The sequence below is a fragment of the Plantibacter sp. CFBP 8775 genome (genome assembly GCF_014839505.1).
Lineage (GTDB): Bacteria > Actinomycetota > Actinomycetes > Actinomycetales > Microbacteriaceae > Plantibacter > Plantibacter auratus.
Window position 1 is genome coordinate 1414149 of the sequence record NZ_JACYNV010000001.1, and the last position, 20562, is coordinate 1434710.

Sequence of the window (20562 nt, forward strand, 5' to 3'; positions counted from 1 at the left end):
CACGAACGACCAACTCCGACCAGAAAGCAGCACTATTGTGACGCGCACGTATTCCCCGAAGGCCAGTGAGATCACGCACGACTGGGTCGTCATCGACGCCACCGACGTGGTCCTCGGCCGCCTGGCCAGCCACGCTGCAGCGCTCCTGCGCGGCAAGCACAAGGCGACCTTCTCCCCTCACATGGACGGTGGCGACTTCGTCATCATCATCAACGCCGACAAGGTGGCCCTCACCGGCGCCAAGCTCCTGCAGAAGAAGGCCTACCGCCACTCCGGTTACCCGGGCGGGCTCTCGGCCGTCACCTACGCCGAGCTCCTCGAGAAGAACCCGATCCGCGCCGTCGAGAAGGCGATCCGCGGCATGCTGCCGAAGAACACGCTCGGCCGCGACCAGCTGAAGAAGCTCAAGGTCTACACGGGCAGCGAGCACCCGCACGCCGCTCAGCAGCCCAAGCCGTTCACGCTCGACCAGGTCGCCCAGTAAGCACCGGACAAGAAAAAAGGATTACACAGTGGCGAACATCGCAGATTCCATCGAAGAGACCCCGCAGAGCTACTCCACCGAGTCGGCTCCTGAAGCAGCAGTCACCGCGCCTCGCGCCGTGCTGAGCGTCCCCGGCGCAGCCGTCGGCCGTCGCAAGCAGGCCATCGCCCGCGTGCGTCTCGTCCCCGGCAGCGGCACCATCACGGTCAACGGCCGCACGCTCGAGGACTACTTCCCGAACAAGCTGCACCAGCAGCTCATCAACGACCCGTTCACCGTCCTCGACCTGGCCGGCGGCTACGACGTCATCGCACGCATCTCCGGTGGTGGCCCCTCGGGCCAGGCCGGTGCGCTGCGCCTCGGCATCGCTCGCTCGCTGAACCAGATCGACGAGGAGAACAACCGCGCCACCCTGAAGAAGGCCGGCTTCCTCTCCCGTGACGCTCGCGTCAAGGAGCGCAAGAAGGCCGGACTCAAGAAGGCCCGTAAGGCTCCGCAGTTCTCGAAGCGCTAAGCGCTCTCAAGACAAGCGAAGCTCGATGCCTCAGCTGTTTGGTACCGACGGCGTACGCGGACTCGCGAACGCCGACCTGACGGCAGACCTCGCTCTCGGCCTTGCCCAAGCCACCGCAGTGGTGCTTGGGCAAGGCCGTAGTGCTGAGGCCCGCCGTGCCGCCGGGAAGCGCCCGGTCGCCGTGCTCGCACGCGACCCGCGTATCTCCGGCGAGTTCCTGTCCGCCGCCGTCGCGGCGGGCCTGGCGTCCTCGGGCGTCGACGTGCTCGAGGCCGGCGTGCTGCCGACGCCAGCGACGGCGTTCCTCATCGCCGACATCGACGCCGATTTCGGCGTGATGATCTCCGCCTCGCACAACCCCGCGCCCGACAACGGCATCAAGATCTTCGCCCGCGGCGGGACGAAGCTGCCCGACGCGGTGGAACGCCGCATCGAGGAATACCTCGACCGACCCAAGCTCAGCCCGACCGGCGCCGACGTCGGCCGGATCATCCGCTTCGCCGACGCGGAGGACCGCTACGTCCTCCATCTGCTCGGCAGCCTCCCGAACCGCCTTGACGGCATCCATGTCGTCCTCGACTGCGCGCACGGCGCGGCCGCGGGTGTGTCGCCGGAGACCTTCCGCGACGCCGGGGCCAAGGTCACGATCATCGGCAACGACCCCGACGGCATGAACATCAACGACGGCGTCGGCTCCACGCACCTCGACCTCCTGTCCAAGGCGGTCCTCGAGCACGGTGCCGACCTCGGCATCGCACACGACGGCGACGCCGACCGCTGCCTCGCGGTCGACGCCGCGGGCAAGATCGTCGACGGCGACCAGATCATGGCCATCCTCGCGGTCTCGATGCAGGAGCGCGGCAAGCTCAAGGACGACACGCTCGTCGCCACGGTGATGAGCAACCTCGGCCTGCACGTCGCGATGCGCGAGCACGGCATCGACGTCGTCCAGACCGGGGTCGGCGACCGCTACGTCCTCGAAGCGATGAACGCGAACGCCTATTCGCTCGGCGGTGAGCAGTCGGGTCACGTCATCATGGCCGACTACGCGACCACCGGCGACGGCATCCTCACCGGTCTGCACATCGTGGCCGAGATGGCGCGCACCGGGAAGACGCTCGCGGAGCTCGCTGCGGTGATGCAGGTGTACCCGCAGATCCTCGTCAACGTCACGGGTGTCGACCGCACGCGCCTCGTCGGCGACGAGGTCGTCGACGCTGCCGTACAGGCTGCCGAAGTCGAGCTCGGAGACGACGGACGCGTGCTGTTGCGGCCGTCCGGCACCGAGCAGCTCGTCCGCGTCATGGTCGAGGCGGCCGACCAGCCGACCGCCGATCGTCTGGCGCACCGCCTCGCCGACGTCGTCCGCGAGCGACTCGCCATCTGAGTCGTCCGGCGGCGGGTCGGCACCTCAGCTGTGGAAGAGTGATCGCATGACTTCGACGACGACGGGCGGTGCCTCCGGGCAGCCGACGCCCTACGTGGAGATCGACCGTGCCGAATGGGCGCGACTCGCTCCGGAGACGGCCACACCGCTCAGCGAGACCGAGGTCGTGCAGATCCGTGGCCTCGGCGACCGTCTCGACATGCGTGAGGTCGAGGAGGTCTACGTGCCGCTCAGCCGGCTGTTGAGCCTCTACGCGAAGGGCACCCAGGACCTCGGGCGAGCGACGAGCCGGTTCCTCGGCGACCAGGCGCTCCGGACGCCGTTCGTGATCGGCGTGGCGGGTTCCGTGGCCGTCGGCAAGTCGACGATCGCGCGGCTCCTGCGCGAGCTGCTGTCACGCTGGCCGGACACCCCGCACGTCGAACTCGTGACGACCGACGGCTTCCTCTATCCGAACGAGGAGCTCCAGCGGCGCGGCATCATGGATCGCAAGGGCTTCCCCGAGTCCTACGACCGGCGCGCGCTCCTGCGGTTCATCACCGCGGTGAAGAGCGGTGCCGCCGAGGTGCGGGCACCGTTCTACTCGCACCTGCGCTACGACATCATCCCGACGGCGCAGGTCGTCGTCCGGCGCCCCGACGTCCTGATCGTCGAGGGCTTGAACGTGCTGCAGCCGGCTGCGACGGCGAGCGGACTCGCGATCAGCGACCTGTTCGACTTCAGCATCTACGTCGACGCACGGACGCGCGACATCGAGTCCTGGTACGTCGACCGCTTCATGGCGCTCAAGCGGGGCGCGTTCTCGAACCCGAACTCCTTCTTCAACGTGTTCGCCGAGCTCTCCGATGAGGAGGCGGCCGATCAGGCGCGTGGGTTCTGGCGCTCGATCAACGAACCGAACCTCATCGACAACATCCGCCCGACCCGCTCGCGCGCCAAGCTCGTGCTGCGGAAGGACTCCGATCACACGGTGTCCTCGGTGCTGCTCCGCAAGCTCTGACCCGCGGCAGAGGAAGGGCCCGGGAACCGGTCGATCTCGGCGAGACTGTCCTGCTCCGAGGCTGAGCGCCGGCGCCTCGAGGTTGGTGCAGGATCCTCGCAAAATCGCACGATTATGCTGCTCTACATGTGTGGAATCGTAGGGTACGTCGGGAACGACAAGACGGTGGACGTCCTCATGGGCGGACTCAAGCGGCTCGAGTACCGGGGGTACGACTCCGCCGGGATCGCCGTGCTCGACGCGACGGGTTCGCTGAACACCCGGAAGCGCGCCGGGAAGCTGGCCGTCCTCACCGAGGACCTCGCCGCGAACCCCATCGCGCCGGGGTCGACCGGTATCGGTCACACCCGTTGGGCGACCCACGGTGGACCGACGGACCGCAACGCGCACCCGCACCTCGGTGACGAAGGACGCCTCGCGCTCATCCACAACGGCATCATCGAGAACTTCGCCGAACTGCGCGCGGAGCTCCTCGCGGACGGCTTCACCTTCGAGAGCGACACCGACACCGAGATCGCCGCCGTGCTGATCGGCCGCGAGTACCGTTCCACCGGCGACCTCACCGAAGCCTTCCGTCGCGTCGTCGCTCGCCTGGACGGCGCCTTCACGCTGCTCGCCATGCACCAGGACCTGCCCGGCGTCGTCATCGGTGCGCGTCGGAACTCGCCGCTCGTCATCGGGCTCGGCGACGGCGAGAACTTCCTCGGGTCGGACGTCGCCGCGTTCGTGCAGTACACCCAGCGCGCGGTCGCGATCGGCCAGGACCAGATGGTCGTCATCACGCCCGACGACGTGACGGTCACCGACTTCTCCGGCAACCACGTCGTGACCGAGCCGTTCGAGATCCAGTGGGACGCTTCGGCGGCCGACAAGGGCGGCTGGTCGAGCTTCATGGCGAAGGAGATCAGCGAGGAGCCCGACGCGGTCGCGAACACGATCCGCGGGCGGGTCGAGGGCGGCCAGGTCGTCATCCCCGAACTCGCCGGTCTCGACGAGCTCTTCCTCGACATCAACCGCATCGTGATCATCGCGTGTGGCACCGCCGCCTACGCGGGCACGGTCGGCACCTACGCGATCGAGCGCTGGGCCGGGATCCCGGTCACCGTCGAGCTGAGCCACGAGTTCCGCTACCGCGACCCGGTCATCGACGCGCGCACGCTCGTCATCTCGGTGAGCCAGTCGGGCGAGACCATGGACACGCTCATGGCGGTGCGTTTCGCGAGCGAGTCCGGCGCGAAGACCCTGTCGATCTGCAACACCCAGGGCGCCACGATTGCGCGCGAGTCGGACGCCGTGGTGTACACCCACGCGGGGCCCGAGGTCGCGGTCGCGTCCACGAAGGCGTTCACCGCTCAGATCACGGCGCTGTACCTGTTCGGGCTGCACCTCGCGCGGGTCCGCGGCACCCAGACTCCGGAGTTCCTGGCGTCGCAGGTCGAAGAGCTGCAGGCCGTGCCCGACAAGATCGCCAGCATCCTCGGGGCCTCCGAGAAGATCGCGCAGCTCGCCCACTGGATGGCCGACTCCCGCGCGGTGCTCTTCCTCGGTCGCCACGTCGGCTACCCGATCGCGCTCGAGGGTGCGCTGAAGCTCAAGGAGCTCGCGTACATCCACGCTGAAGGCTTCGCCGGTGGCGAGCTCAAGCACGGCCCGATCGCCCTGATCGAGCCGGGTCAGCCCGTCTTCGTCGTCGTCCCGAGCCCGCGTGGCTCGGCGATCCTTCACCCGAAGGTCATCTCGACCATCGAGGAGATCCGCGCACGTGGTGCCCGGGTCATCGCGATCGCGGAGCAGGGCGACGCCGCCGTCCTGCCCTCGGCCGACGAGGTCATCCCGATCCCGCTCGCCGGTCCGCTGTTCGAGCCCCTGCTCGCCGTCATCCCGCTGCACATCTTCGCGATGGAGCTCGCGACGGCGAAGGGCCTCGACGTCGACCAGCCGCGTAACCTCGCGAAGTCGGTCACGGTCGAGTAGGGACGGTCCGCGCGGTCCGAGGTGGCCTGTCGAGCGGGCCTCCGGGCCGCACACGACGGCCGTAGAGTAGAGGGATGATCATCGGCATCGGGGTGGACCTGGTCGACCTCGCACGGTTCGAACGGGCGATCACGCGCACCCCGAACCTGCTGGCCAGGCTCTTCGTCCCGTCGGAGCGCGACCTCCCGCTGCGGTCCCTCGCCGGGCGGTTCGCCGCCAAGGAGGCGCTCATCAAAGCACTGGGTTCCTCGGACGGCATCCGGTGGCAGGAGATGGCGATCGTGAACGGCCCCGAGGGGAAGCCTGACTTCGCCCTGTCCGGCGTCACGGCGGGTGTCGTGGCTGAACGGGGGATCACCAGCATGCACCTGACCATGACGCACGACGCCGGGGTCGCCGTCGCGTTCGTCGTCGCGGAGCGGGAGGGATGACGCCCGTGTCCGAGCGCGACGAGCGACCGACCCGCGAGGCGATCATCGACCTCGACGCCCTGCGCCACAACGTCCGTCGTCTGCGCGAACTGACCGACGTCGGTGAACTCATCGTCGTCGTCAAGGCCGACGCCTACGGGCACGGTGCCGAGGCGATCGCCCGCGCGGCGGTCGAGGCCGGGGCCGATCGCCTGGGCGTCGCCGACATCACGGAGGGCGTCGCGCTGCGTGCCGCCGGGATCACGGCACCGATCCTCGCCTGGCTGCACGGCCCACAGGCGGCGTTCGGCGCCGCACTCGACGCCGGGCTCGACCTCGGTCTGTCGTCGGTGGCGCAGCTCGACCGCGTGATCGAGGCCGCTCGGGATCGGCCGTCCGTCGTGCCGGTCGTCCAGTTCAAACTCGAGACCGGGCTCAGCCGGAACGGCGCGGCCGAAGCCGACTGGCCGGCGCTCTTCGAGACCGCCGCAGCCGCCGAGGCCGCCGGGCTCGTCCGGGTCGACGGGCTGTTCTCGCACGTCTCCAACACCTCCACCGCCGACGACCGGGCCGCCGCCGTCCGATTCGAACGCGGGGTCGCCCTCGCCAGGGAGGCCGGTCTCGCACCGCGGAGTTTGCACCTCGCCGCGTCGGCGGCAGCACTCGGCGAGCCGTCCCTCCGGTACGACGCCGTCCGCCTCGGACTCGCCGTGTACGGCCTGTCACCCTTCGAGCCCACCGAGGACGCCGACCGCTCGGCCGACGCCTTCGGCCTCCGGCCCGTCATGACCCTCCGGGCGACGGTCGCCGCCGTGCGTCGGGTCGAGCCGGGCGCCGGGGTGTCCTACGACTACAGCTACCGGACCAGCACGGCGACGACGCTCGCCCTCATCCCGCTCGGATACGCCGACGGTGTGCCGCGGAGCGCCTCGAACGCCGGTCCGGTCGTGATCAACGGACGCCGCTACCGGGTGTGCGGGCGGATCGCGATGGACCAGTTCGTCGTCGACGTCGGCGACGACGCGGTCGCGGTGGGTGACGACGCCGTGCTCTTCGGCGATCCGGCGTCCGGCGCGCCGCGTGTCGAGGATTGGGCGGAGGCCGCCGGCACCATCAACTACGAACTCGTCACCCGCATCGGGCCGCGCGTGGTCCGGACGACCAGGGAGCGGTCATGACCGATCACGTCCTCACCCCGGGCACCGTCGAGGTGGCGACGCCCGAGGAGATGCACGCGTACGGCGTCCGACTCGGCACGGAACTGCGTGCAGGGCAGCTCCTGGTCCTGACCGGGCCGCTCGGAGCAGGCAAGACGACCCTCACGCGAGGGATCGGCGAGGGCCTCGGGGTCCGCGGCCCCGTCACCAGCCCCACCTTCGTGCTCGCCAGGACGCACCCGAGCCTCGTCGGCGGTCCGCCGCTCGTCCACGTGGACGCCTACCGGCTCGGTTCGGCGCTCGAACTCGACGACCTCGACATCGACTTCGCCCGGTCCGTCGTCGTCGTGGAGTGGGGAGCCGGATTGCTCGACGGCGTGGTCCCCACCTGGTTCGAGCTCGTCATCGAACGTCCGACCGGAGCCGGCGACGAGCCCGCCACGGACGACGCCGGCGAGGAGCCGATCGAGCGCCGGACCCTCACGCTCTCGCGGCACCCCGCCATCGACGCCGGGTAGGCTGGACGACGTGCTGTTGGCGATCGATACATCCGCGGGTTCGAGCGTCGCCGTCGTCACCCTGGGTGGCGAGGTGTTGGCCGAACGGTCCTCCGACGACCCGATGCGGCACGCCGAGGTCATCGGGACGCTCATCGCCGGATGCCTCGACGACGCCGGGATCGAGGTCGCCGCGCTCACCGGGCTGGTCGCGGGTATGGGACCAGGGCCGTTCACCGGACTCCGGATCGGGATCGCCGCGGCCCGCAGCTTCGGGATCGGCGCAGGCCTCCCGGTGCACCCCGTGGTGAGCCACGATGCGATAGCGCTCGATGCCTACCGTTCCGGTTCCGCCGCACCCGACGCCACGCTCCTCGTCGTCACCGACGCCCGCCGTCGCGAACGCTACTGGACGAGCTACGCCGGACTCGACGCAGCCGGCCTCCCGGTCCGCGTCCAGGGGCCGGTCCTCGCGAAACCCGACGACCTCCCGACCTCCGAGTCCGTGCGCCTCGACGCGCTGGTCGTCCCCGCCGGGGCGTTGGGACAGGTCGCCGCCGCACTCCTCGCCACCGATGGCGCGTTCGCGGGGGAGGAGCCGTTGTACCTCCGCTCGCCCGACGTCACGATGTCCGCGGGCGCCAAGCGGGTGACGGCGTGAGCTGGTCGCTGCGCCGCGCCGGTGTCGCCGACCTCGACGCGATCATGGAGCTCGAGCACACCGTCTTCGTGAACGACGCCTGGTCGGCGGACATGATGCGCGCCGAACTGTCGTCGCCGCACGGGTACTACCTCGTCGCGACGGAGGTCGATGCCGGCGACGCGACACTCGCCGGCTACGGTGGGCTCTTCGCACCGTCCCGGTCCGACGACGCCGACATCCAGACCATCGCCGTCGCCGGGCACGCCAGAGGACGAGGGCTCGGACGGCTCCTCATGCAGGCGCTCATCGAGCAGGCCCGGCAGCAGGACGTCGCCCAGGTCTTCCTCGAAGTCAGGGCCGACAACCCCGTGGCGATCACGCTGTACCGCAGTCTCGGCTTCGAGGCACTCGGCGTCCGCCCCGGCTACTACCAGCCGGACGACGTCGACGCCATCGTCATGCGACTCACGGTCCAGCCGAGGCCGCCCATGCCCGCCCACGGCCAGTCCCCGCTCGACCAGACCGACCAGCACCCCGGGAGCATCGCGTGAACCGTGCAGAACCGCTCGTCCTCGGCATCGAGACGAGCTGCGACGAGACCGGGATCGGCATCGTCCGCGGACACCACCTGCTGGCGAACACCATCGCCTCGAGCATGGACGAACACGCACGGTACGGCGGCGTCGTCCCGGAGGTCGCCGCACGCGCCCACCTCGAGGCCCTCGAGCCCACGCTCACGGCGGCGCTCGCCGAGGCCGGCATCGCACTGGCCGACCTCGACGCCGTCGCGGTGACGAGCGGCCCCGGTCTCTCCGGCGCACTCATGGTCGGCGTGGGCGCAGCGAAGGCGCTCGCCGTGTCCCTCGGCAAACCGCTGTACGCCGTGAACCACCTCGTCGGTCACGTCGGCGCGGACGTCCTCGACTCCGAGGACGGGACGATCGAGTACCCGACGATCGCCCTGCTCGTGTCCGGCGGGCACACCTCGCTGCTCCTCGTGCGGGACCTTGTGTCGGACGTCGAACTGCTCGGCGAGACCATCGACGACGCGGCGGGCGAGGCCTTCGACAAGGTCGCGCGCATCCTGGGTCTGCCGTACCCGGGCGGTCCGCAGATCGACCGGGCGGCCGTCGGCGGCGACCCGAAGGCGATCCGCTTCCCCCGCGGACTCAGCCTGCCGAAGGACATGGAGCGGCATCGCTACGACTTCTCCTTCTCCGGCCTGAAGACGGCCGTGGCACGCTGGGTCGAGGCGAAGCAGGACGCGGGGGAGCCGGTCCCCGTCGCGGACGTCGCCGCCAGCTTCCGCGAGGCCGTCGTCGACGTGCTCGTCTCGAAGGCGGTCAAGGCGTGCACCGAGCTCGGCGTGCCCCGCCTGCTGCTGGGGGGCGGTGTCATCGCGAACGCACGGCTCCGCGAGGTGGCAGCCGAACGCACCGCCTTGGCCGGGATCGAACTCCGCATCCCGCCGTTGCAGCTGTGCACCGACAACGGCGCGATGATCGCCGCGCTCGCAGCGCAGCTCATCTCCGCCGGACACGAGCCGTCGTCGCTCGACTTCGGCGCCGACTCGACCCTGCCGGTCACCGAGATCCAGGTGCTCTGACCGCTCGACGAGCCGTCTCGCGGCCGTCGACCGGGTGCGCAGACGTCGGCGCATAGGATGGGCCGGTACCCGGTCACGGATCGAAGGAGCGGCGATGGATCAGCACGAGCACCCCGACGGACGACCTCAGCACCAGGACGGTGCGGTGGACGGGCAGTCGCGCCCGCCGCAAGCCGAGCAGCCGAACGGGCAGCCGCAGCAGCCGTGGGCGCAGCAGCCCCAGGCCCAGCAGCCCTGGTCGCCGTACCAGCCGCCACAGCCCTCCCAGCAGGCCGGCGTCGCGCCGCAGGGCCAGCAGCAGCCGTATCAGCCCCAGGGCCAGCAGCAGCCGTACCAGCCTCAGCCCCAGCAGCCGCACCAGCCTCAGGGTCAGGCCTCCCCGCCACCCACGGACTGGCAGCGCGGCGCCGGCGCGCCCGTCACGCCGCCGACGCACCCTGCCCAGCAGGGGGCGTCCCCCTCGGCGCCTCCGGCGGGTTGGCAGGGCGATCACGCGACCTATCTCCAGACGGTGCCGACGGCGGTCTACCAGGCGCCGAGCCAGGGTGGCTACGCCGCGTACCAGCAGTCGCAGACGCAGACCCCTGCCGCGTCGACCGGGACCTCGCGGAGCACCTGGTCGCTCATCACCGGTGTCGTCGGGCTCGTCGTGTCGGTCTTCGTCGGTTGGGGCTTCCCCCTGTCGATCGCCGCGATCGTGCTCGGGTTCGGAGCCAGGCGTCGCGAGCCGCAGGGCCGAGGTCGCGCCCTCACCGGCCTCGTGACCGGGTTCGTCGGCCTCGCCTGCTCGGTCGGCTGGCTCGTCTACAGCGTCGTCGTGATCATCGGCTACGTCTCGACCTGATCCTCCACAGGCGCTGCGGCCCGGCGGACGCCGTCGGGTCAGGCGTCGGCGGCCGGCGTCACCCGTTCGACGAGCAGCGCACTGTGTTTGCCGGTGATCCTCGTGAGGATGATCGTGGCCGAGCCGTCGCCCTTGAGCGCGAGACGCTTCCGGAACGCCGCGGGGTCGACGTCGACGCCGCGTTTCTTGATCTCGAGGACGCCGATCCCGCGATCACGCATGGTGCGCTTGAGGACCTTCTCGTCCATCGGCAGCCGTTCGAGGACTCGGAAGGTCGTGGCGAACGGCGAGCTCGTCGCGGTGTCGGAGGTCAGGTAGGCGATGCCCTGGCCGAGCATGCCGGCCTCCAACCGGATGGCGAGGTCGCCGATGAGTCGGGCCCGGATCACGGATCCGTCGGGTTCGTGCACGTAGTCGCCGAGCTCCCGCACTGGGGCGTCGTCGGCGTCGGCCTCGGCGTGCAACTCGTGGTGGACGCCGTCCGCGAGGAGGAGCGCGGACCGTCGGACATCCGGACGGGCCAGCGGGCCGAACCAGAGCGCCATCTCGACGAGCTGTCCGTCGACCGACACCCACTGCGCCTCGGCGTCGTCGGGGATGAGGGAGCGGTCGAATCCGGGCCCGAGCTTGACGCCTGTGGGAAGGCGGGTCGCCGCACCGAAGACCAGGTCGAGGGACGGGGTGTAGTCGGCGGCACTCGACAGCCGCGCGGTGTCGGCGTGTCCTGCGGTGCGCCGCGCGGGATCGAACCAGACCGCGTCGAAGTCGTCGAGGGAGACGTCCTCGGCGGCGGCGTTCCGCACGGTCGCCGTGGGGAACGGAGCGAGGTTGTAGCTGGCGATGGCCGCGGTGACCTCGTCGATGTCGACCGCCGTGACCTCCAGGTCGAGCGAGGCCATGGCCATCGAGTCGGCGCCGATGCCGCTGCCGAGGTCGGCGATCCGCGTGAGGCCGGCCCGGGCGAACCGCCCGGCGTGCAATGCGGCGACGGGAAGGCGCGTGGCCTGTTCGAGCCCGGCCTCGGTGAACAGCATGCGGCCGGCGAACGGTCCGAACTTCCCGACGGCCTTCTGCCTGAGCCGCGACTGCGTGAGGACCGCCGCGACCAGCTCGGGGGAGTGGCCCTCCTTGCGCAGGCGCCCGACCAGGCGGACGGCCTCGTCCTTCGTCGGGTAGGGAGGGAGGGCGTCGAGGAGCCTGAGGCCGTCGGCCGTGAGGAGTTCGACGAGTTCCGAACGGTCCATGGTCAGCGGGCCTCGGGCGGAGCTGGATGCATCCGGCAACGGTAGCAGTCGCTGATTGGCACTCGCATTGCATGAGTGCCAGAAGATGCCTACACTGGAATCAGCACTCTCGCAGTGTGAGTGCTAACCACGTCTTCGTTTCAAGAAAGAGGTCAACCGTGTCGGTCTCCATCAAGCCGCTCGAGGATCGCATCGTCATCAAGCAGGTCGAGGCAGAGCAGACCACCGCTTCCGGTCTGGTCATCCCCGACACCGCCAAGGAGAAGCCCCAGGAGGGCGAGGTCGTGGCGGTCGGACCCGGTCGCATCGACGACAACGGCAACCGCGTCCCGCTCGACGTCGCCGTCGGCGACAAGGTGATCTACTCCAAGTACGGTGGCACCGAGGTCAAGTACGCCGGTGAGGACTACCTCGTCCTGTCCGCGCGCGACGTCCTCGCAGTCGTCGTCCGCTAGTCACCAGCGCACGGATCCGGCGGCCCAGGCCGCTCAACAGCCCGAATGGCATTCGCCGTTCGGGCTGTGTCCGTTTCCGGAGGGTGTCGCGGGGAGTCGCGGGTCTAGCCTGGACCAGTGCAGAACCCCAGCGATCCAGCCGACGTCGACATCCACCCCGTCACCGTCGACGGGGGAGACGACCGACGTGCGAGTGTGGCCGTACCCCAGCAGGGGAGCCGGTCCGGACTGCTCTCGGCGGTCGCCGCCTACTGCCTCTGGGGAGCGCTCCCGCTCTACTTCATCGCCCTCGCACCGGCCGGAGCCTTCGAGGTCGTGGCGTGGCGGATCCTCTTCTCCCTCGTCTTCTGCGCCGTCCTCATCCTGGCGACCCGTTCCTGGCGTCGACTGTTCGGCATCCTCCGCCAGCGCCGCATCGTCCTGACGATGGGTCTCGCCGGAGCGCTCATCTACGTCAACTGGCAGACCTACGTGTACGGTGCGCTCAACGGCCAAGTGGTCGAGGCGTCGCTCGGGTACTTCATCAACCCGATCGTGACCGTCTTCCTCGGCGTCTTCTTCCTCCGTGAGCGGCTGCGTCCGGCCCAGTGGGCCGCGGTGGTCGTGAGCGTGATCGCGGTCCTCGTCCTCGCGATCGGGCACGGCAGCGTCCCCTGGATCGCCCTCATCCTGGCCTTCTCATTCGGCCTCTACGGCTACATCAAGAAATTGGTGGGCGGCTCGGTCGACGCCGTGTCCGGGTTGACGCTCGAGGCCGTGTGGCTGATGCCGGTCGCGATCGCCCAGCTCATCGCTGTCGGCGTGACCGGTGGGCTGACCATCGGCACCGCGGGAGTCGGGCACGCCCTGCTGCTCGTCGGCGCCGGCGTCATCACCGCCGTCCCGCTCCTGCTGTTCGCGGCGGCGGCCCGCCGCCTCCCGCTCACCTGGATGGGTTTCATCCAGTACTTCGCACCGATCATCCAGTTCGTCGTCGGTGTCGCCGTCCTGCACGAGGCGATGCCGCCGGAGCGCTGGTTGGGCTTCGGTCTCGTGTGGCTGGCGCTCGCGATCCTCACCGTCGACATGCTCGTCGCCTCAACGCGGGGTCGTCGGGCCGCCGGGGCCGAACGGCGCCGCTCGACGCGGGTCTGAACAGCGGATTCCAGCGCTGATCGCGCGACCACTGCAGGAAAAGCGCGAAACAGGCCGTCCTGAGGTAACGATTTGGTCGTGTTACACGCTTGTAACGTCAACGACATTGTCCAGCGCACGTGCAGCGGATAACTTGACTCAACGGCAGCCCCTGGAGCTGCCACTCTTCTGACAAGCAAGGAGTACCATGAGCGTCTTTTCGAAGGCCACGGCCGCTCGCTCCCGCCCACGTTCCATCGTTCTCGGTGGCATCGCACTGATCGGAGCCAGCGCGCTGGTTCTGAGCGGTTGCGCCTCGAGTGGTAGCGGCGACAGCGGCAGCAGCAGCAAGCCTGCTGGCGACCTGACCCTGAAGCTCGGCACGGCGTTGCCGCAGACCGGTAACCTCGCGTTCCTCGGCCCGCCCGAGGAGGCCGGTGTCGGTCTCGCGGTCAAGGAGGTCAACGACGCCGACCTCGGCATCAAGATCGACCTGACGCTCGGCGACTCGGGTGACTCCGACAACAAGGCGTACGCGACCGAGGTCCCCCGTCTGCTCTCCGAGGGCGTCACGGCCATCATCGGTGCAGCGTCCTCGGGTGTGTCGAAGCTCTTCATCGACGAAGTCACCGGCGCAGGCGTCATCCAGTTCTCCCCGGCGAACACCTCCGCGGACTTCACGACGTGGGACGACAACGGTCTCTACTGGCGGACGGCGCCGTCCGACGTGCTGCAGGGCGAGGTCCTCGGGAACCTGATCGCGGAGGACGGCAACGCCACCCTCGGCATCATCTACCTGAACGACTCGTACGGCACCGGCCTCGCGAAGTTCACCAAGGAGGCGTTCGAGAGTGCCGGCGGTGAAGTGGTCGCCGAGCAGTCGTACAACACCGGTGACACCTCGTTCGACGCGCAGATCAGCGCGGTCAAGGCGGAGAACCCCGACGCGATCGCGATCATCGCGTTCGAGGAGACCAAGACGATCGTCCCCGGTCTCGCCGGCTTCCCGTCGGACAAGCTCTACTTCGTCGACGGCAACCTCGCCGACTACAGCGCGGACTTCGCTCCGGGCACCCTGACGGGCGCCAAGGGCACGCTGCCCGGTCTCGACACCGCGAAGCTCGGTGACTTCACCGACCGCCTCCAGGCGTTCGTGAAGGACGAGGGTGGCGAGCCGCTCAAGGACTACAGCTACGCGGCTGAATCCTACGACGCCGTCATCCTGCTCGCCCTCGCGGCGCTGCAGGCCGGTTCGACCGAGGGTGCCGACATGGCGGCCGAGCTCCAGTCCGTGTCCGGTGGCAAGGACAAGGGCGAGAAGGTGACCACCTTCGAAGAGGGTGCGAAGGCCATCGCCGACGGCAAGAAGATCGACTACGACGGCAACTCCGGTCCGATCACGTTCGACGAGAACGGTGACCCGACCGAGGCGACCATCGGTATCTACCAGTACGGTGACGACAACAAGTACACCCGCACCAACTAGTCGCCCTCGCGACTGACGAGGCCCCGGAGTGATCCGGGGCCTTCGTCGTGCCCGGCCCTATCTCTGCCCGCTGCCCCGCGTGTGGTGTGCCGTGTGTGGCGCCAGCGCGGTGCGCTGACGCGAGCGCGGGTCCAGCGCGTGAGCGCGGGTCTCCAGAGACCCGCGCCCACGCGCCTGCGGCGCGGTCACGTCGGCGCACCGCGCTGACAGCGACCAGTTGGGCGCCCGGGTCAGTCAACGGAACGCGCGTTGCAGTCCCGCGCGCTCGAGTTTCGCGGCGAGCCGGCTCGGATGGACGAGGTCCTCCCAGGTGGCGCGGACGACGGTGTAGCCGAGCGCGCGCAGCCGGTCCTCCCGATGCTTCTCCGCCAGGACGATGTCGGCCACGTCCCGTCCTTGCGTGAACTCCTCCCGCACATACTTCTGCCGGCCGTCGAGTTCGAGGATGATGCGCTCGTCCGGCCAGACCGCATCGACCACGCCGACTGGTCCGTCCGCGTCGGAGAAGGCCTGCTGCAGCACCGGCAGGGCGAAACCGAGCTGCGCGATCACGACCCGCATCTTCGATTCGCCACCGTTCGCGGCGAGGGGGTCCGCGAATTCGATCGCAAAGCGCACCTGCCGTCCTCCCCGACGGCCCGGCAGGTCTCGTGCGAGCGAGCGGAGCGCCGTCTCGTCGGTGAGCTTGAGCCGGAGGGCAGCGTCGGCGACGGCGACGGCGTCCTCGAGGCGGGCGATCCGAGCGAGATCGACGACGGTCCGAGCCGGGTCCGTGACCGCGAGCCCGTACCGCATCCGTCGGGCGACGGAGCCCTGCGTCGTGTGACGGATGATGCCGGGTGCCGAACGCCCTCCGCGATCACCGGTCGTCAGCGTGTGCACCTCGGGAGGCCACGGACCCACGATCGGAAGTCCCCACAACCGCGCTGCCGAGTAGTGGCTGAACAGAGCGTCCTTGCGGAGCGCGACGGCCGCCGCATCGATCCGGACACGGTAGCGGTCATCGGGGGACAGGGAACTCCATATCGGTTCAGGGACGTAGATGCCCTTCCGAAGACGCACCAGGTCGCCGTCGCGGTGGGCGGCGCTCACCAGGCGCTCGGCACCGACCCGACGTGCGTCGCGGACGAGGAGGAGTCCGTTCGGGCGGAGGAGCAGGTTGAGATCGAAGGATTCCATCGCCTCACCGTGCCCGTTCGCGTCCGCCGGCACCTCGTGTCGTGGAAGCGATGTGGAGAACTGCTCCCATCCAGCCTGCGGTGGAGCGAGGGTGGAGTGGTGCCCAGCGCGGTGCGCTGACGCCGGCGCTGGTCGTCGGCCTCAGCGCGGGTCGCTGTGCCGCAGTGGTGATGACTCGGCGTGAGCGCGGGTCCAGCGCGTGAGCGCGCGCCTCCGGAGACCCGCGCTCACGCGCCAGGACCGCGCTCGCGTCAGCGCACCGCGCTGGCGAAAGGAGGAGGGAGAATGCACAACTCCTCCGTCCCCGTCTCAGGAGGCCGTCTTGGTACGACGGTGCCCCTCGGGGGAGGGAGGAGTTGTGGTTCGTTCACCGGTCGGGATCCGGTGGCTTCTGGCCCGTCGCTCGGCACGCGGCCGGGACGAGCATGTTCGAGGGTACCGAAGTACCCGCCGACCCGCGAGTGGGGATCGCCCTGATCAGTCCTCGTCCTGGCCGAGCGTGCCCAGGTAGAGGCCGATCACCTTGTCATCCGAGAGGAGCTCGCGGCCCGTCCCGGTGTAGGCGTCACGACCCTGGTCGAGCACGTACCCGCGGTCGCAGATCTGCAGACAGCGACGTGCGTTCTGCTCCACCATGATCGTGGTGACGCCGGCCTTGTTGATGTCCGAGACCCGGATGAACGCGTCGTCCTGGCGCACCGGCGACAATCCCGCGGACGGCTCGTCGAGGAGCAGCACGTGCGGATCCATCATGAGGGCCCGCGACATCGCGACCATCTGGCGCTCACCACCCGACAGTGAACCGGCGCGCTGCTTGAGCCGCTTGCCGAGTTCGCTGAAGATCCCGGTGACGAACTCGAGGCGCTCGTTGTACTGCTTCGGCTTCTGGAACAGCCCCATCTTGAGGTTGTCCTCGATGGTGAGGCTCGGGAACACGTTGTTCGTCTGCGGGACGAACCCGACGCCGCGGGCCACGAGCTTGTTCGCCCGGAGCCCCGTGATGTCCTCGCCGTTCAGCAGCACCTGTCCGCTGCGCACCTTCACCTGTCCGAAGATCGCCTTCAACAGCGTCGACTTCCCCGCACCGTTCGGTCCGATGATGCCGATGAGCTCGCCCTTCCGGGCGGTCAGGTTGGCACTGTTCAGGATGTTCACGCCGGGGAGGTACCCGGCGGTCAGATCGGTGACCTCCACGACCATCTCGGCGGTCTTGACCGCGGTGCCGCCGACCGGCGCACCCTTCACGTCGCTCATTTCCGCTCCTCCTCGGGCTCGGCACCAGCCGCGAGCCGTTCGTCCTCGATCTCGGCGAGCAGCTCCTCGGCCGCAGCGCTGTCCTCTCCGGCGATCCTGCCGGTCACGACCCCGAGGTCGACGTCCTGGTGGCTCCCGAGGTAGGCGTCGATGACGGCGGGATCCTCCATGACGGTGTCGGGCGGACCCTCGGCGACGACGCGACCCTCGGCCATGACGACCACCCAGTCGGCGATGTGCCGGACCATCTGCATGTCGTGCTCGACGAACAGCACGGTCATGCCCTCGTCTTTCAATGCCAGGATGTGGTCGAGCAGGGACTGCGTGAGCGCCGGGTTGACGCCGGCCATCGGCTCGTCGAGCATGACGAGCTTCGGGTCGCTCATGAGCGCCCGCGCCATCTCGAGGAGCTTCCGCTGCCCACCGGAGAGGCTGGCGGCGTAGTCGTCACGCTTCGTGTCGAGCTTGAAGCGACGCAGGAGGTCCATCGCCTTGACCTCGAGGTCCTCCTCCTGCTTCCGCCAGAGCGGCTTCACCAGGCTGGAGAAGATGCCCTCACCGGTCTGGCCGGTCGCGCCGAGCTTCATGTTCTCGAGCACCGTGAGCAGCCCGAGCGCCTTCGTCAGCTGGAAGGTCCGGACCTGACCCATGCGGGCGACCTTGAACGCCGGGACGCCCCCGAGGCTCTTGCCGTCGAAGTTCCACGTCCCGGTGTTCGGCTTGTCGAAGCCGGTCAGCAGGTTGAACAGCGTGGTCTTACCGGCACCGTTCGGGCCGATGAGGGCGGTGATCGCGTTGCGGGGCACCTCCAGGTGCTCCACGTTCACCGCCTGCAGGCCGCCGAAGGTCCGGGTGACCTGGTCCGCGATGAGGATCGGGTCGACCTTCTTGACGCCCGGGACGATCTCGCCGACGTGGAGGCCGGTGGTCTTGACCGGTCGCGAGGTGGGTGAGCTGTTACTTGACAAAGGTCAGCTCCTTCTTGTTTCCGAGGATGCCTTGCGGCCTGAAGATGACGATCAGCATGAGCGCGACACCGACCAGCACGTAGCGGAGCGTCGACGCCTGCGTCGAGCTCATGAACGGCAGGACGTCCGCCTTCACGAGCGCCGGGAGGACGTTCGAGAGGAACGCCATGATCACCCAGAAGATCACCGAGCCGAGTAGCGGCCCGAAGACCGTCGCGGCTCCACCGAGGAGGAGGATCGTCCAGATGAAGAAGGTGAGACTCGTGACGTACACGCTCGGCACGACCGCGGAGGGGAGTGCCAGCACCACCCCGCCGAGTGCGCCGAAGACACCACCGACGACGAGCGCCTGCATCTTGTAGGCGAACACGTTCTTGCCGAGGGCGCGCACGGCGTCCTCGTCCTCACGGATGCCCTTCAGCACGCGGCCCCAGGGGCTGCGCATGAGGAGGAACACGAGGAGCGCGGCGACGGCGAGCAGCAGGATGCCGAAGATGCGGACCCACCACTGGTTCGCGTTGAGCTCCCACGGGCCGAAGCCGTAGATGCCCTCCGGGATCGGGTTCGCCGCGCGGAAGCCCTCGTGGTAGTTGCCGAGTCCGTCGGCCGAGTTGGTGAACTCGTCGAAGACCTGCGTCGTGAAGAGGAGTCGGACGATCTCGGCCGCCGCGATGGTGACGATGGCCAGATAGTCCGCCCGCAGCCGCAGGGTCGGGATGCCGAGGATGAAGGCGAAGACCACCGAGGCCAGACAGCCGACGATGATGCCCGCCCACCACGGGAGGTTGAAGCTCAGGATCGAGATGGCGTAGCCATAGGCGCCGAGCGCCATGAACCCCGCCATACCGAAGTTCAACAGACCGCCGTAGCCGAAGTGCACGGCCAAGCCGAGTGCTGCGAGCGCGTACGCGATCGTCTCCGGGCTGATGACCCAAGCGAGCGTGTTCGAGAGAATGCTTCCCCAGTCCATGCGCGTGCCCCTAACCGATTCTCTCGCGACGTCCGAGGATGCCCTGCGGTCTCACGAGGAGCACCGCGATGAGCACCACGAGGGCGCCGACGTACTTGATGTCAGACGGGATCCAGAGCGTCGAGACCTCGACGAGGATGCCGATGATGAGGGCGCCGACCATGGCGCCGAAGGCGGTTCCGAGCCCGCCGAGGGTGATGGCCGCGAAGATGAGGAGGAGCAGCTGCGCTCCCATGTCCCACTTGATGCCCGGTCGGAAGTACGCCCACAGGATGCCGGAGAGGCCGGCGAGCGTCGCTGCGAGGATCCAGACGATGCGGACCACGCGGTCGACGTCGATACCGCTGGCCGCTGCCAGGCTCGGGTTGTCCGAGATGGCTCGCGTCGCCTTGCCGGTCTTCGTCTTAATGAGCCACCAGGCCACGCCGAGGAGCACCACGACGCTGACCGCCATGCTGATCATGTCGGTGACGCTGAGCGAGACCGTACCGAACAGCTTGATGTTCTCCTCTCCCGAACCGGGCAGCTGGAACGTCCCGCCGCCGATGAAGTAGAGGAAGACGTAGCGGAGCGCCAGCGACAGGCCGATCGAGACGATCATCACCTGCACGATGCCGACGCCCTTGCGTCTCAAGGGTCTCCAGATGCCGGCGTCGAGCGCGAAGCCGAACGCGGCACTCAGAGCGAGGGCGATGATGACGGCCAACCAGATCGGCCATTGCAGGAACACCCCGAACACGAGCGCCATGATCGCGCCGAAGGTCACCATCTCCGCGTGGGCGAAGTTGCTGAGTCCGGTGGTGCCGAACACCAGGGAGGCTCCGATGGCTGCCAGGGCCAGCATGAGCCCGAAGTTCAAGCCGTTGACGAGTCGTTCTGCGAGTTGATCCCAGAAGCTGACGGTGACGCGGACGCCCTCGCCGAGGAAGAAGTTCACGGACTTCGATTGGGTGAGGCCGAACTTCGCCTCGATGGTCGAGCCGCCCTCGGCGACGATGACGCCCTTCGGGAGGGTCTCCTCGTCGAGCGTTACCTTGTACGTACCTTTCTCGGGGACGCCGATCTTCCACTTGCCGTCGGCGTCGGTGTCGACATCGGCCTTGTAGCCGTTGCCGTCGACCGTGATGTTCACGCCTTCGAGTGGTTTGTCGTCGTACTTGACGTTCCCAGCGAAGTAGAAGTCGTACTCCTCGCCCACCTCGTCAGCATGAGCCGGGACGGCGCTCATGACGGACGTGAGGGTGATGGCCCCGAACAACAGGGCGATGAGGAGCACGAATCTCCGTGCCAGTCTCGGGTTTCGGGTCGTTCCAGCGAACTTCACTGCACCTCCAGTGCCGGGCCACTTCCGTGAACCGTTCTCCTGCGTCGGACAAC

21 protein-coding genes are annotated in these 20562 nt (G+C 68.8%); 15 read left to right on the top strand and 6 right to left on the bottom strand.

Going from position 1 to position 20562, the window contains the following annotated elements:
- Positions 1–37: 37 nt before the first annotated feature.
- From rplM to IFR14_RS06790, 12 genes are all read left to right on the top strand, one after another.
- Entirely contained in the window at positions 38–484 is a 447-nt protein-coding gene (rplM, locus tag IFR14_RS06735; RefSeq protein WP_071259493.1) for a 50S ribosomal protein L13, read from the top strand.
- Between the two features lie 28 nt (positions 485–512).
- On the top strand, positions 513–998 hold the full coding sequence (rpsI, locus tag IFR14_RS06740) for a 30S ribosomal protein S9 (protein ID WP_064296683.1): 486 nt from the start codon (positions 513–515) through the stop codon (positions 996–998).
- A gap of 25 nt (positions 999–1023) precedes the next feature.
- Complete coding sequence (gene glmM, locus IFR14_RS06745; RefSeq protein ID WP_191940631.1) at positions 1024–2385, top strand: phosphoglucosamine mutase; 1362 nt, start codon at positions 1024–1026, stop codon at positions 2383–2385.
- A 46-nt stretch (positions 2386–2431) separates the two neighbouring features.
- Positions 2432–3385, top strand: coding sequence for a type I pantothenate kinase (gene coaA / locus IFR14_RS06750; RefSeq protein WP_064296681.1), 954 nt, complete (start codon positions 2432–2434; stop codon positions 3383–3385).
- A 126-nt stretch (positions 3386–3511) separates the two neighbouring features.
- The gene (gene glmS / locus IFR14_RS06755) at positions 3512–5359 is read left to right on the top strand and encodes a glutamine--fructose-6-phosphate transaminase (isomerizing) (RefSeq protein WP_191940632.1); all 1848 of its coding nucleotides are present in this window, start codon (positions 3512–3514) and stop codon (positions 5357–5359) included.
- A 74-nt stretch (positions 5360–5433) separates the two neighbouring features.
- Positions 5434–5790, top strand: coding sequence for a holo-ACP synthase (locus IFR14_RS06760; RefSeq protein WP_064296680.1), 357 nt, complete (start codon positions 5434–5436; stop codon positions 5788–5790).
- Positions 5787–6947: an alanine racemase gene (alr, locus tag IFR14_RS06765; RefSeq protein WP_191940633.1), complete on the top strand. Its 1161-nt coding sequence runs from the start codon at positions 5787–5789 to the stop codon at positions 6945–6947. Before IFR14_RS06760 ends, alr begins: the two co-directional genes overlap by 4 nt.
- On the top strand, positions 6944–7444 hold the full coding sequence (gene tsaE / locus IFR14_RS06770; RefSeq protein WP_124768828.1) for a tRNA (adenosine(37)-N6)-threonylcarbamoyltransferase complex ATPase subunit type 1 TsaE: 501 nt from the start codon (positions 6944–6946) through the stop codon (positions 7442–7444). Before alr ends, tsaE begins: the two co-directional genes overlap by 4 nt.
- 10 nt (positions 7445–7454) lie before the next feature.
- Positions 7455–8084 (top strand): tRNA (adenosine(37)-N6)-threonylcarbamoyltransferase complex dimerization subunit type 1 TsaB, encoded by a 630-nt coding sequence (gene tsaB, locus IFR14_RS06775; protein ID WP_191940634.1) that lies wholly within the window; start codon positions 7455–7457, stop codon positions 8082–8084.
- Positions 8081–8617 (top strand): ribosomal protein S18-alanine N-acetyltransferase, encoded by a 537-nt coding sequence (rimI, locus tag IFR14_RS20830; RefSeq protein ID WP_342365657.1) that lies wholly within the window; start codon positions 8081–8083, stop codon positions 8615–8617. The genes tsaB and rimI overlap by 4 nt, the downstream gene beginning before the upstream one ends.
- Entirely contained in the window at positions 8614–9672 is a 1059-nt protein-coding gene (tsaD, locus tag IFR14_RS06785; RefSeq protein WP_191940635.1) for a tRNA (adenosine(37)-N6)-threonylcarbamoyltransferase complex transferase subunit TsaD, read from the top strand. The genes rimI and tsaD overlap by 4 nt, the downstream gene beginning before the upstream one ends.
- A 94-nt stretch (positions 9673–9766) precedes the next feature.
- Positions 9767–10516 (top strand): DUF4190 domain-containing protein, encoded by a 750-nt coding sequence (locus tag IFR14_RS06790; protein ID WP_191940636.1) that lies wholly within the window; start codon positions 9767–9769, stop codon positions 10514–10516.
- A 38-nt stretch (positions 10517–10554) separates the two neighbouring features.
- Here IFR14_RS06790 and IFR14_RS06795 read toward each other — a convergent pair whose 3' ends face one another.
- Positions 10555–11760, bottom strand: coding sequence for a class I SAM-dependent methyltransferase (locus tag IFR14_RS06795; protein ID WP_191940637.1), 1206 nt, complete (start codon positions 11758–11760; stop codon positions 10555–10557).
- Positions 11761–11918: 158 nt separating this feature from the next.
- Here IFR14_RS06795 and groES point away from each other — a divergent pair, with 158 nt between their 5' ends.
- From groES to IFR14_RS06810, 3 genes are all read left to right on the top strand, one after another.
- Positions 11919–12215 carry a co-chaperone GroES gene (groES, locus tag IFR14_RS06800; RefSeq protein WP_056008047.1) on the top strand — a complete coding sequence of 99 codons (297 nt, stop codon included), beginning with the start codon at positions 11919–11921 and terminating at the stop codon, positions 12213–12215.
- Between the two features lie 195 nt (positions 12216–12410).
- On the top strand, positions 12411–13349 hold the full coding sequence (gene rarD, locus IFR14_RS06805) for an EamA family transporter RarD (RefSeq protein ID WP_191941266.1): 939 nt from the start codon (positions 12411–12413) through the stop codon (positions 13347–13349).
- Between the two features lie 187 nt (positions 13350–13536).
- The gene (locus IFR14_RS06810) at positions 13537–14814 is read left to right on the top strand and encodes an ABC transporter substrate-binding protein (protein WP_079001731.1); all 1278 of its coding nucleotides are present in this window, start codon (positions 13537–13539) and stop codon (positions 14812–14814) included.
- A 234-nt stretch (positions 14815–15048) separates the two neighbouring features.
- On the opposite strand, the gene IFR14_RS06815 is transcribed toward IFR14_RS06810, so the two are convergent.
- From IFR14_RS06815 to IFR14_RS06835, 5 genes are all read right to left on the bottom strand, one after another.
- Positions 15049–15993 (bottom strand): hypothetical protein, encoded by a 945-nt coding sequence (locus IFR14_RS06815; protein ID WP_191940638.1) that lies wholly within the window; start codon positions 15991–15993, stop codon positions 15049–15051.
- 477 nt (positions 15994–16470) lie between these two features.
- Complete coding sequence (locus IFR14_RS06820) at positions 16471–17247, bottom strand: ABC transporter ATP-binding protein (protein ID WP_064296669.1); 777 nt, start codon at positions 17245–17247, stop codon at positions 16471–16473.
- Positions 17244–18215, bottom strand: coding sequence for an ABC transporter ATP-binding protein (locus IFR14_RS06825; RefSeq protein WP_064296668.1), 972 nt, complete (start codon positions 18213–18215; stop codon positions 17244–17246). Before IFR14_RS06825 ends, IFR14_RS06820 begins: the two co-directional genes overlap by 4 nt.
- Entirely contained in the window at positions 18205–19185 is a 981-nt protein-coding gene (locus IFR14_RS06830) for a branched-chain amino acid ABC transporter permease (RefSeq protein ID WP_086474449.1), read from the bottom strand. The genes IFR14_RS06825 and IFR14_RS06830 overlap by 11 nt, the downstream gene beginning before the upstream one ends.
- Before the next feature lie 10 nt (positions 19186–19195).
- Positions 19196–20413 (bottom strand): branched-chain amino acid ABC transporter permease, encoded by a 1218-nt coding sequence (locus tag IFR14_RS06835; protein WP_191941267.1) that lies wholly within the window; start codon positions 20411–20413, stop codon positions 19196–19198.
- Positions 20414–20562 lie beyond the last annotated feature (149 nt).